Origin of the sequence: Arthrobacter sp. Leaf234 (assembly GCF_001422665.1) — a bacterium.
Lineage (GTDB): Bacteria > Actinomycetota > Actinomycetes > Actinomycetales > Micrococcaceae > Arthrobacter_D.
Map to the genome: position 1 here is coordinate 1,506,702 of NZ_LMLU01000001.1, position 11,888 is coordinate 1,518,589.

Sequence of the window (11,888 nt, forward strand, 5' to 3'; positions counted from 1 at the left end):
GGTGGCCGGGGAGCCGAGACCGTTCGGCCTACAGCTGCCGGACTACCCGTGGGACGCCATGGCGCCCTACCGGGAGATCGCCGCACGGCACCCCGACGGCATCGTCGACCTGTCGATCGGCACCCCCGTGGATCCCACGCCCGGCCTCATCCAGGACGCCCTGGCCTCGGCGGCGGACGCTCACGGCTACCCGACGACCCACGGGACGCAGGCACTCCGTGAGGCCATCAGCGACTGGTTCGCGCGCCGCAGGGGAGTGACCGACCTCGATCCGCAGGACATCCTGCCAACTGTCGGTTCCAAGGAGCTCGTGGCGTGGCTGCCCCTGCTGCTGGGCCTGCGGGCCGGTGACGTCGTGGTGCGTCCCACGGTCGCCTATCCCACGTACGACGTCGGGGCCCACCTCGCCGGCGCCACCCCGGTCGCGGCCGACTCCCTCGACGAGCTCCCCGACGACGTCCGCGCACGCGTCCGGCTCGTGTGGATCAACTCGCCCGGCAATCCGACCGGAGAGGTGCTGGACGTCCCAGCGCTGAAGACGGTCGTCGACGACGCCCGCGCGCTCGGTGCCGTCGTCGCCTCGGACGAGTGCTACGGCGAACTGGGCTGGGGTGCGTGGGATCCCGCCGACGGCGGGGAACCGGTCCCGAGCGTGCTCGACCCGCGGGTCTCCGGCGGCTCGCACGCGAACCTCCTCGCGGTGTACTCGCTGAGCAAGCAGTCGAATGTCGCCGGGTATCGGGCCGCCTTCACGGCCGGCGACCCGGCGATCGTCGCCAACCTCGTCAACTCGCGCAAGCACGCCGGCATGATCGTGCCGTATCCGGTGCAGGAGGCCATGCGCACAGCCCTGGCGGACGATGCCCACGTCGCCGCGCAGAAGGACCTCTACCGCCGTCGTCGGGGGGTGCTCGTCCCCGCCCTGGAGCGCGCGGGCTTCACCGTCTCGGGTTCGGTGGCGGGCCTGTATCTCTGGGTGACCAACGGGCAGGGGACCTGGGACACCATCGGCATGCTGGCCGGGCTCGGGATCCTCGCGGGTCCCGGCGTGTTCTACGGGGACGCGGGGAACGGCTTCGTCAGGGTCGCCCTGACGGGCACAGACGAGCGGGTCGATGCGGCCGCCGCCCGGCTGGCGGACACTCTCCGCTGAGGACGCGTGCCGTTGCTGTTCCACAACGAAGGCCAGCAGGATTAGTGGTGGAGGGCTGCCGGACGGTAGCGTTTCAGCTGAATATGCGATCGCCGGAACGACGCGTGTCCTCCTGCGCAGCGATGATCGTGGCGACACCCCCGCTCCAGCTCCTGAAGGAGAATCAATGACAGAGCAGAAAGCTGCCTCCCTGCACTACGACGGAGGAGAGCTCAGCCTGCCGCTGGTGCCCGCTGTCGAGGGCAACAACGGCTACGACGTGTCGAAGCTGCTCAAGCAGACCGGCCAGGTCACCTTCGACCCCGGTTTCATGAACACCGCGGCCACCAGCTCCGCGATCACGTACATCGACGGCGACGCAGGGATCCTGCGGTACCGCGGCTACCCGATCGAGGAGCTCGCGAAGAACTCCAGCTTCCTCGAGGTGTCCTACCTCCTCATCTACGGCAACCTGCCCACGCCCGAGGAACTCGGCGCGTTCGACGGCCGGATCCGCCGCCACACGCTGCTGCACGAGGAGCTCAAGGGCTTCTTCGGCGGCTTCCCCCGCGACGCGCACCCGATGCCCGTGCTGTCCTCCGCCGTCTCGGCGCTGTCCACGTTCTACCAGGACTCCCTCGATCCGTTCGACGACGAACAGGTGGAGCTCTCGACGTTCCGCCTGATGGCGAAGCTGCCCGTCATCGCCGCCTACGCCCACAAGAAGTCCATCGGACAGCCGATGCTGTACCCGGACAACTCGATGAACCTCGTCGAGAACTTCCTGCGGCTCTCCTTCGGCCTGCCCGCCGAGCCGTACGATCTCGATCCGATGATGGTCAAGGCACTGGACCTGCTGCTCATCCTGCACGCCGACCACGAGCAGAACTGCTCGACGTCGACCGTCCGCCTCGTCGGAAGCTCCAACGCGAACATGTTCGCGTCCGTCTCTGCGGGGATCAATGCCCTGTTCGGCCCGCTGCACGGCGGGGCCAACGAGGCCGTGCTCAACATGCTGCGCGACATCCAGGCTAAGGGCATGCAGCCCGAGGACTTCATGGAGAAGGTCAAGAACAAGGAAGACGGCGTGAAGCTCATGGGCTTCGGGCACCGCGTCTACAAGAACTACGATCCGCGCGCGAAGATCGTCAAGGCCACGGCGCACGACATCCTCAGCAAGCTCGGCGGGAACGACGAGCTGCTGGACATCGCGATGAGGCTCGAGGAGAAGGCGCTGGCGGACGACTACTTCATCGAGCGCAAGCTGTACCCGAACGTGGACTTCTACACGGGCCTCATCTACAAGGCCATGGGATTCCCGGAGAAGATGTTCACCGTCCTGTTCGCCATCGGCCGCCTGCCCGGGTGGATCGCCCAGTGGCGCGAGATGATGCAGGATCCGCAGACGAAGATCGGCCGTCCACGCCAGCTCTACACGGGTGAGGGCGAGCGCCACTACCCGGCCAGCTAGCACCGCAGCACGGACCGTACGACGACGGCCGCCCACCTCGCGAGGTGGGCGGCCGTCGTCGTGGTACCGGGGCGTCAGGCGTTCTGGTGCATGGTGGCGTAGCCCTGCGGGTTGTTCCGCTGCCAGCGCCAGTGGTCCTCGCACATCTCGGCGAGCGTGCGGGCGGCGGACCAGCCGAGGTCGGCGAGGGCCGAGGAGGGGTCCGCGTAGCTGACGGCGGCGTCCCCGGGGCGGCGGGGGGCGAACTCGTACGGGATCTCGCGGCCCACGGCTGCCGAGAAGGCGGCGAGGACCTCGAGGACCGAGGACCCGTTGCCGGTGCCGAGGTTCCAGGTGTGCACGCCGCCGTGGGCCACGAGGTAGTCCAGCGCGGCGAGGTGGCCGGCGGCGAGGTCGACGACGTGGATGTAGTCGCGGACCCCCGTGCCGTCCGGCGTCGGGTAGTCGTTGCCGAACACCAGGACCTTCTCGCGGCGCCCCACGGCCACCTGCGCCACGAACGGCAGGAGGTTGTTCGGGATGCCGGTGGGGTCCTCGCCGATCGTGCCGGAGGAGTGCGCGCCCACCGGGTTGAAGTAGCGCAGCAGGGCGATGTTCCAGCGGGCATCCGCCGCCCCGAGGTCGCTGAGGATGTCCTCGATCTGCTCCTTGGTGCGTCCGTAGGGGTTGACGGCGTCGAGCGGGAGCTTCTCCGTGAGCGGTACTTCCTCGGACGCCCCGTAGACCGTGGCGGAGGAGCTGAACACGAGCGTGCGCACTCCGGCGTCGTCCATGACGCGCAGGAGGTTCAGCGTCCCGCCCACGTTGTTGTGGTAGTAGTACAGCGGCTTCTCCACCGACTCGCCGACCGCCTTCAGTCCCGCGAAGTGGATCACGGCGTCGACCTGCTCCTCCGCGAAGATCGCGCGGAGTCGGGCCTCGTCGAGGAGGTCGGCGTGGTGGAACACCGGGGAACGGCCGGCGAGGGTGGCGACGCGCTGCAGGGAGGTCTCGGTGGAGTTCAGCAGGTTGTCGACGACGACGACGTCGTGGCCGTTCTCGAGCAGGGTCAGGACGGTGTGCGAGCCGATGTAGCCACTGCCACCGGTAACGAGGATCTTCATGCTCCCATCCTAGGCGGGCGCTCACTCGGGCCCGCGGGATGACGGCGTCCCCGGCGGTCCCTGCACCTCTGGAGCGTCGTGGATCCGGAGGCTACTGTAGGACCAGCATGACCGGTCCGAAGGAGGCCCATGTCGTACCCCGACCCCGGCTACAGCACGTACTTCACCGTGGACACCTCGGAGGTGCTGCTCGTGGCGCTCTACCTGAGGGACTGCGCGGACTTCCGGGGGCTCGGGAGGCCGGCGCTGCCGCCGGTCACTCCTGCGGTCCGCCCGGTGGACCTCCGGCGCCTGGTGGAACCCGTCGGGGGGTCGGCCACACTGCGCGTCGAGTGGGAGGCGTGGTGGCACAGCCTCCTCTCGCACCGCATCAGTGACGCCGTCCTCCCGGTCCCGCCGCGCTTCGAGGCGCTCGACGGCATGGAGGCGCTGAAGGCCCTCCTGCGGGCCCGTGTCGGGGCGGCGACCGACTGGGCCGAGGAGCGGTGCGCGGAGTACGCCCTGCACGCCGGCTCACGCGGGGCCGAGAGCATTGAATACCTGCTGTCCCGCATGATCCAGGAGCGCGAACTCGAACTGGGCCGGGCGGCGCGGCGGTTCACGCTCCAGGTGATCGAGCTGCCCCTGGGGGTGCGCCGCGCCTGGTGGGTGGAACCGGACAAGCTCCTCATGTGCCAGGAACTGTTCGACGACGAACAGTCCTTCCGCAGTTACGTGGAGCCCGTGATCAGGATGCTGGCCTGACCTGCCCGTGGCTCAGGGAGTGGCGCCCGCGACGGTGATGGTCACGATCCCCGACTCCGTTCCGACCGTGCTCCAGCCGCCCTCGGCCCGGTCCCACTCCAGGCCCGAGTGGGAGACCGAGGTGATGTGGAGGGTCGAGGCATTCGCGACGGCCCACTGTGCGGCCGCCCACCCGAGGTCGCCCGAGACGTCCAGCCTCAGGAGGGTGCCGTCGGCGGTGCCGCCCAGCGGCCCGAAGGCCTCGTCAGCGGCGGCGGAGACCGCGAGGACATCGCCCGTCGTCGTCGGGTCGCGGAGCGTGCAGTCCAGTGCGGCGGGTGAGTTGCCCGTCAGGGCCGAGGCGAACGCGCGGCCCTCGGGCTCGTGGTCGGCGTAGGCTTCCGGGAAGGCCGAGCGCTGCACGGTCTGCGCCGCCTCGGTGATGGGCAGGTCCTCGTAGCCCGGGACCTGCACGAGTGCGTCGTAGAACGCGCCGGTGGCGTAGGCGGGCCTCATGATCTGCTCCTCGGTACCCCACCCCTGGGACGGACGCTGCTGGAACAGCCCCCGGGAATCCGGCCCGGCGTCGTCGCCGTAGTCGATGTTCTCCAGGCGCGACTCCTGGATGGCGGTCGCGATCGCGATCGACGCAGCGCGGGCGGGCAGCCCGCGCTGCACCGCGATCCCCGAGATGAGGGCGGCATTCCCCGCCTGCGTCGGAGTGAGCTCGAAGGTGTCGGCGCCCACCGTGGCGTTGCACCGCTCACGGACCAGGACCTCACTCCGGTCCAGCTGGGTCACCGCCAGCCCGGCGCCGCCCACGACGACGACACCGAGCACGGTGAGCATCGCCGCCGTCCGGACGCGCCGTCGACGCCGCCTGACGGCTGCGGACGGAGATCGGGGGGTCACGGGTCAGTTGGCATGCAGTGCCGGGTTGAGCGCGATGCCCTCACCCGTCCGCGGCTGCGCCTCCACGGCTCCGGTCGTGGAATTGCGACGGAACAGGATGCCGGGCTCGCCGGAGAGGTTCTTCGCCTTCACGACGCTCCCGTCCTGCAGCGTGACCTTGGTGCCGGCCGTCAGGTAGAGTCCGGCCTCGACCACGCAGTCGTCGCCGAGCGAGATGCCGACTCCGGCCTCGGCGCCGAGCAGGCAGCGCTCGCCGATGGTGATGCGTTCCGTGCCACCGCCCGAGAGGGTGCCCATGATCGAGGCACCCCCGCCGATGTCCGAACCGTCACCGACGACGACGCCGGCCGAGATCCGGCCCTCGACCATGGAGTGGCCGAGGGTCCCGGCGTTGAAGTTCACGAACCCCTCGTGCATGACCGTGGTGCCCTCCGCGAGGTGCGCGCCGAGGCGCACGCGGTCCGCGTCGGCGATCCGCACACCGGCCGGCACCACGTAGTCCACCATGCGGGGGAACTTGTCCACCCCGTACACGGCGACGGGTCCACGGGCGCGCATGGCGGCCCGCACCGTCTCGAAGCCCTCGGCGGCGGCGGGGCCGTGGTTCGTCCAGACGACATTGGCGAGGAGACCGAAGACACCGTCGAGGTTCACGGTGTTGGGCTGGACCAGCCGGTGCGAGAGAAGATGCAGCCGCAGGTAGGCGTCCTCGGTGCCGGCCGGTGCGTCGTCCAGCTCGATGGTGATCTCGACGACGCGCTGGGAGACTCCCCGGGCTGTGTCGACGCCGGCCCTTGCCAGTGCCTCGAGGGTGTCGCGGAGACCGGACCCGGTCGCGCCTGCCGCTCCGCCGATGGTTCCGTCCGAGGGCGCCTCTCCCAGCCAGGGTGCGGGGAACCAGGTGTCGAGGACCACGCCGTCCGTGGTGACCGTGGCGAGGCCCAGACCACCGGCCGGCCGCCGGGAGTCGCCGGGCAGGGGTGGGTTCGGCAGGGGAGTCGTCATGGGCAGCAGTCTACCGAGCGATAGTGTTTGAGCATGATTCAGACACCCTCCCCGGCGCTCGATCCGACCGCCGACGTGGCGCACCTGACCGCACGCCTGATCGATCTCGAGAGCGTCTCGGGGGGCGAGCGCGGGATCGCCGACGCCATCGAGCAGGTCCTGCGGCCCCTCACGCACCTCGAGGTGGTGCGCGACGGCGACTGCGTGATGGCCCGCACCACCCTCGGGCGCGCCGAACGCGTGATCCTGGCCGGGCACATCGATACCGTCCCGCTGCCCACGGCGGGTGGATCCCGGGGTACGGTCCCCTCGACCTGGGACGGGGACGTCCTCTACGGGCGCGGCGCCACGGACATGAAGGGCGGGGTCGCGGTGCAGCTGGCACTCGCGGCCGCCCTGACGGATCCGACGCGCGACATCACGTTCGTCTTCTACGACCACGAGGAGGTCGAGGCGTCCCTGAGCGGGCTCGGCCGCGTCGCGGCCTCCTTCCCGGACTGGCTCGTCGCGGATTTCGCCGTGCTGCTGGAACCTACGGACGGGACGGTCGAGGGCGGCTGCAACGGCACCGCCCGCTTCGACGTGCGCGTCGCGGGCCGCGCCTCGCACTCGGCCCGTGCCTGGATGGGCGTCAACGCCATCCACGGCGCGGCGGAGATCCTCGTGCGCCTGCGCGACCACGAGCCGGCGACCGTGCACGTCGACGGCCTGGACTACCGCGAGAGCCTCAACGCCGTGAAGATCGTCGGCGGGACCGCCGGCAACGTCATCCCGGACAGCGCGGTGATCGAGGTGAACTACCGGTTCGCCCCCGACAAGAGCCCGGAGCAGGCCGAGGAGTACGTGCGGGCGCTGCTCGAGGGGTTCGAGGTGGAGCGCACCGACGCCGCTGCCGGGGCGCGTCCGGGACTGCAGCATCCCGCCGCCGCAGCCTTCGTCGCCGCCGTGGGGGCGGAGCCGAAACCCAAGTACGGCTGGACGGACGTTGCACGGTTCAGTGCCCTCGGCGTGCCTGCGGTGAACTTCGGGCCGGGTGACGCGCTCCTCGCGCACACCGACGACGAGCACGTGCACGCCGACGCCGTCCGTGCGTGCCTCCGAGCGCTCACCACCTGGCTCTCCTGACAGCACCGTCGACAGCACCGTCGACAGCACCGACGAGGAAGGGCCCGGTTCTCCTGAACCGGGCCCTTCCTCGTCCGTGCCGCGTGCCCGGCCGGACAGGCCGGTCGCCGCAGCGTGGTGTGTGTCAGGTGGCGGCCGCCTCCGGCACGAGGGGTCCGGGCGCCACGGGCTTGCGGCCCTTCGTCCTGAAGCTCAGGAGGACCGACAGCCGGGTCGCGAGGGTCGACAGCGCGAAGTTGATGAGGATGAAGATCGCTGCCGCGACGAGCAGCGAGGGGATGACATTGCCCTCTCCGACGCCGAGCCGACGGGTGAACTGCAGCAGCTCGGGGTAGGTGATGATGAAGCCGAGCGCCGAGTCCTTCAGGATCACCACGAACTGGCTGACGAGCGCCGGCAGCATCGCGATGAGTGCCTGCGGCACCTCGATGTTCCGCAGCGACTGGTTGCGGGTCAGGCCGATCGCCATGCCCGCCTCGCGCTGGCCCCGGGGCAGGCCGTGGACGCCGGAGCGGACGAGTTCGGCGATCACGGAGCCGTTGTAGAGCGTGAGCGCGACGACGACGGCGATCAGGGGCGCGTCCTGCGGCTTCACGGCGCCCGAGCTGCCGAGGGCGAGCCAGAAGAAGATCATCATCAGCAGGACGGGTACGGCCCGCAGCACCTCGACGACGGAACCGGCGACCGCGCGGATCGGTGCGGAGTGGGACAGGCGTCCCACGCCGAAGATCAGGCCGAACAGGACGGCCGTGACGATCGAGATCCCTGCGGCCTTCAGGGTGTTCACGAGACCGGGGAGGATGAAGAACTCCCAGGTGCGGGACTCCAGGAACGGTGTCCACATGCTCGCGGCGAGCTGGCCCTTGCCGGCCAGTGCCGACAGGATCCAGGCGAGGACGGCGACGGCGACGAGGACACCCACGATGTTGCCGATGAGGATGACACGCCGCGCGCGCGGACCCGGTGCGTCGAAGAGGACCTGCTGCGCGCTCATCGTGCCACCGCCAGTCTGCGTGAGGCCCACGTGGTGAGGAGCCCGATGGGAATCACCAGGATCACGAACCCGAGGGCGAACGTGAGGAAGATGGGGATGACCAGGTCCGAACGGAACTCGATCATGGTCTTCATGAGTCCGGAGGACTCCGTGGCGACGGACCCCGCGGCGGCGACCGTCGAATTCTTGATGAGCGCGATCAGCACGTTCCCGAGCGGGGCGATGGCCCCACGGAACGCCTGCGGCAGGATGATCAGGCGCGCGGCGGGCAGGAAGCTCAGGCCGATGGCCCGGGCGGCTTCCGCCTGGCCGAGCGGGACGGTGTTGACGCCGCTGCGGATCGCCTCGCACACGAAGGCCGCGTGGTAGAGCGCGAGGCCCAGGATGGCGATCCGGAACAGGCTCGCGTTCAGATCGCTCGCCAGGCTGATCTGCATGACGGAGAACAGGCCGAGGAAACCGAACGCGAGGATGATGGTCAGCGGCGTGTTGCGGAAGATGTTGACGTACGCCGCCCCGAACCACTGGAGGCTCGGGATCGGGGAGATGCGGAACAGGGCCAGCACCGTACCGATGACGAGCGCGAAGATGGCCGCCCAGAACGACAGCTGGATGTTGACCCAGAACGCGGCGGGTACGTCATAGGTTTCGAACAGCGACAGGTAGTTCTCCACGGTTCACCTCTTTCCTGGTGGGGAACATGGCACGGGTGGGGCGGTCCATGCGGACCACCCCACCCATGGCAGCGATGCTAGGCGCAGGGCGCCGGGGTGGGCGGGTTGAGATCCGCGTTGAACTCGTAGTCGGCCCCTTCGGTGTTGCTCATGATCGCTTCCTCCCACGCGCCGTCCTCGATCATCTTCGTGATGGCCGCGTTGACCTCCTCGCAGCGCTCGGTGCTGCCCTTCGGCAGGCCGACACCGTAGTTCTCCTCCGAGAACGTGTTGCCGACGACCTTGAACTTGCCGGCGTTGGCCTCCTGCGCGGCGAGGCCGGCGAGGATGATGTCGTCGGTGGTGACGGCGTCGATCTGGCCGCCACCCATCGCCGTGACGCACTCGGCGTAGCCGGGCTGCTCGACCAGCTGGACACCGGGGTACTGGTCCTTGATCTTCTGCGCCGAGGTGGAGCCGGTGACCGAGCAGAGGTTCTTGCCCTCGAGGTCCTCGGGCCCGGTGATGTCGCTGTCGGTCGGGACGAGCAGGTCCTGGCCGGCCACGAAGTACGGTCCGCCGAAGTCGACGGTCTCCTTGCGGGTGTCCGTGATGGAGTAGGTCGCGAAGATCATGTCGACCTGGTTGTTCGAGAGCAGGTTCTCGCGGTTGGCCGACGGCGCCTCGACGAACTCGATCTGGTCCTCGCCGAAGCCGAGTTCGTTCGCCACGTACGTCGCGACGTCGACGTCGAAGCCGGAGTAGGTGCCGCCCTCGTCGTAGCCGAGGCCCGGCTGGTCGAACTTGATGCCGATGCGGACCATCTCGCCGCCGGACTCGCCGCCCTCGCTCTCGGCGCTGTCTCCGCCACCACAGGCGGACAGTGTCAGTGCGGCCACCGCGGCCACCGCGGCTGCTGCGTATCGGGTCTTCTGCATGGGTGCTCCTTGTGTTGCGGCCCCGGAAGGCCTTGGGTGCGAGTGGTGATGTAGGGGGATCAGTGGGAGAGGATCTTGCCCAGGAAGTCCTTGGCGCGGTCGCTCCGGGGGTTGGTGAAGAACTCCTCCGGGGTCGCCTGCTCCATGATCTGTCCGTCGGCCATGAAGATCACGCGGTCGGCGGCACGTCGGGCGAAGCCCATCTCATGCGTGACGACGATCATCGTCATGCCCTCCTTGGCGAGGGCGACCATCGCGTCGAGGACCTCGTTGATCATCTCCGGGTCGAGGGCGGAGGTCGGCTCGTCGAACAGCATCACCTTGGGCTGCATGGCGAGGGCGCGGGCGATGGCCACGCGCTGCTGCTGGCCGCCGGACAGTTGCGCGGGAAGTTTCTGGGCCTGGTTGTCGACGCCGACGCGCTTGAGCAGGGACATGGCGAGATCCTTGGCGGGACCGGGCTTCATGCCCTTGACCTTGACGGGGCCGAGGGTGACGTTCTCGAGGATCGACTTGTGCGCGAACAGGTTGAAGGACTGGAACACCATGCCGACGTCGGCGCGCAGTTTCGCGAGTTCCTTGCCCTCCGCCGGGAGCACCTTGCCGTCGATGGTGATCTCCCCGTCGTCGATGGTCTCGAGGCGGTTGATGGCCCGGCACAGCGTCGACTTGCCGGAGCCCGAGGGACCGATCACCACGACGACCTCGCCGCGCGCGACGTCCAGGTCGATGTCGCGGAGCACGTGCAGGTCGCCGAAATGCTTGTTGACCTTGCGGAGGGAGACGAGGGGACGTGTCGAGGACGCAGGCGTAGACGGTTGCGCTTCACTTGTCATGGGAGAAATGTAGCGAACTATTCCTCCTCAGCAAGACGGAGCAGCCCGGCGGCGCCGATTGTGATTCAAGAGCAACCAAATCCGCAGCGTGTGCCGCTCGTTGGTTAGCCTAGGGAAATGTCTCCTTCCCAGCACCCTTCGGCGTCCGGTGACGCGTGGCTCCCGGCAGCGGACGACGACGTCGCGGATCCGTCCGTCGTGGCGCCGTGGCTCGCGTCCGGCGAGGCACGTCCCCCCGGGCCGTCACAGGCCACGCGTCGTCGGGGATCGGTGGAACTGCGCCGCGGACAGGCGACCGGGCCGCAGTCCGACAACACCCTGCTCGACGCGCCGGATTCCGGTGCCTTCACGCGCACGGATCCGTGGCGGGTCCTGCGGATCCAGAGCGAATTCGTCGAGGGGTTCGGCACCCTGGCCGACCTCGGCCCGGCCATCAGCGTCTTCGGCTCCGCCCGGACGGCCCGCGACTCCCCCTTCTACGGTATCGGGGAGGAGGTGGGCCGGCGTCTGGTCGAGGCCGGCTACGCGGTCATCACCGGCGGCGGACCGGGTGCCATGGAAGCGGCGAACAAGGGTGCGTGCGAGGCCGGGGGAGTCTCCGTGGGGCTCGGCATCGAGCTGCCCTTCGAGCAGGGCATGAACGAGTGGGTGGACCTCGGCATCAACTTCCGGTACTTCTTCGCCCGCAAGACGATGTTCGTCAAGTACGCCAGCGGCTTCGTCGTCCTGCCCGGCGGCTTCGGGACGCTCGACGAGCTGTTCGAGGCCATGACGCTGGTCCAGACGGGCAAGGTGACGTCATTCCCGATCGTCCTGATCGGCGTCGACTACTGGCGGCCGCTGCTCGACTGGATCAGGGGCACCCTGCTCACGGAGGGGACCATCTCGGAGAAGGATCTGTCCCTTCTCCACCTCGTGGACACGGCGGAGGAGGCCGTCCGGATCGTCGCGGCGTCCGCCGGCCGTTCCGGCACTTCCTGAGCTTCACGCGGGCGC

General features: G+C 69.2%; 12 protein-coding genes. 5 read left to right on the top strand and 7 right to left on the bottom strand.

Annotated features, from left to right (window positions below; all coding sequences use genetic code 11):
- The first annotated feature begins 1 nt into the window (after position 1).
- Positions 2–1,153 (top strand): succinyldiaminopimelate transaminase, encoded by a 1,152-nt coding sequence (dapC, locus tag ASF21_RS07070; RefSeq protein WP_414826616.1) that lies wholly within the window; start codon positions 2–4, stop codon positions 1,151–1,153.
- A gap of 166 nt (positions 1,154–1,319) precedes the next feature.
- A complete protein-coding gene (locus ASF21_RS07075) occupies positions 1,320–2,603 on the top strand; it encodes a citrate synthase (protein WP_055768548.1) in 1,284 nt (427 codons plus the stop codon).
- A gap of 74 nt (positions 2,604–2,677) precedes the next feature.
- On the opposite strand, the gene galE is transcribed toward ASF21_RS07075, so the two are convergent.
- Positions 2,678–3,706 carry a UDP-glucose 4-epimerase GalE gene (gene galE, locus ASF21_RS07080; RefSeq protein ID WP_055768551.1) on the bottom strand — a complete coding sequence of 343 codons (1,029 nt, stop codon included), beginning with the start codon at positions 3,704–3,706 and terminating at the stop codon, positions 2,678–2,680.
- Between the two features lie 129 nt (positions 3,707–3,835).
- Between galE and ASF21_RS07085 the strand changes: the two genes are divergently transcribed.
- Complete coding sequence (locus tag ASF21_RS07085) at positions 3,836–4,450, top strand: hypothetical protein (RefSeq protein WP_055768554.1); 615 nt, start codon at positions 3,836–3,838, stop codon at positions 4,448–4,450.
- Between the two features lie 12 nt (positions 4,451–4,462).
- Here the strand turns inward: ASF21_RS07085 and ASF21_RS07090 are convergent, their stop codons facing one another.
- Positions 4,463–5,278, bottom strand: coding sequence for a hypothetical protein (locus tag ASF21_RS07090; RefSeq protein WP_055768557.1), 816 nt, complete (start codon positions 5,276–5,278; stop codon positions 4,463–4,465).
- Between the two features lie 66 nt (positions 5,279–5,344).
- The gene (dapD, locus tag ASF21_RS07095) at positions 5,345–6,346 is read right to left on the bottom strand and encodes a 2,3,4,5-tetrahydropyridine-2,6-dicarboxylate N-succinyltransferase (RefSeq protein ID WP_055768558.1); all 1,002 of its coding nucleotides are present in this window, start codon (positions 6,344–6,346) and stop codon (positions 5,345–5,347) included.
- A 33-nt stretch (positions 6,347–6,379) separates the two neighbouring features.
- Between dapD and dapE the strand changes: the two genes are divergently transcribed.
- On the top strand, positions 6,380–7,471 hold the full coding sequence (gene dapE, locus ASF21_RS07100; RefSeq protein ID WP_055768561.1) for a succinyl-diaminopimelate desuccinylase: 1,092 nt from the start codon (positions 6,380–6,382) through the stop codon (positions 7,469–7,471).
- 124 nt (positions 7,472–7,595) lie between these two features.
- Here dapE and ASF21_RS07105 read toward each other — a convergent pair whose 3' ends face one another.
- The 4 genes from ASF21_RS07105 to ASF21_RS07120 form a co-directional block, all read right to left on the bottom strand.
- A complete protein-coding gene (locus ASF21_RS07105) occupies positions 7,596–8,465 on the bottom strand; it encodes an amino acid ABC transporter permease (RefSeq protein WP_055768564.1) in 870 nt (289 codons plus the stop codon).
- Positions 8,462–9,139, bottom strand: coding sequence for an amino acid ABC transporter permease (locus ASF21_RS07110; RefSeq protein ID WP_055768566.1), 678 nt, complete (start codon positions 9,137–9,139; stop codon positions 8,462–8,464). The genes ASF21_RS07105 and ASF21_RS07110 overlap by 4 nt, the downstream gene beginning before the upstream one ends.
- Before the next feature lie 77 nt (positions 9,140–9,216).
- Positions 9,217–10,056, bottom strand: coding sequence for a glutamate ABC transporter substrate-binding protein (locus ASF21_RS07115; protein WP_055768570.1), 840 nt, complete (start codon positions 10,054–10,056; stop codon positions 9,217–9,219).
- Positions 10,057–10,115: 59 nt separating this feature from the next.
- Positions 10,116–10,892 (bottom strand): amino acid ABC transporter ATP-binding protein, encoded by a 777-nt coding sequence (locus ASF21_RS07120; protein WP_055768573.1) that lies wholly within the window; start codon positions 10,890–10,892, stop codon positions 10,116–10,118.
- 117 nt (positions 10,893–11,009) lie between these two features.
- On the opposite strand from ASF21_RS07120, the gene ASF21_RS07125 reads away from it, so the two are divergent.
- The gene (locus ASF21_RS07125) at positions 11,010–11,873 is read left to right on the top strand and encodes a TIGR00730 family Rossman fold protein (RefSeq protein ID WP_082471291.1); all 864 of its coding nucleotides are present in this window, start codon (positions 11,010–11,012) and stop codon (positions 11,871–11,873) included.
- The last annotated feature ends 15 nt before the right edge of the window (positions 11,874–11,888 follow it).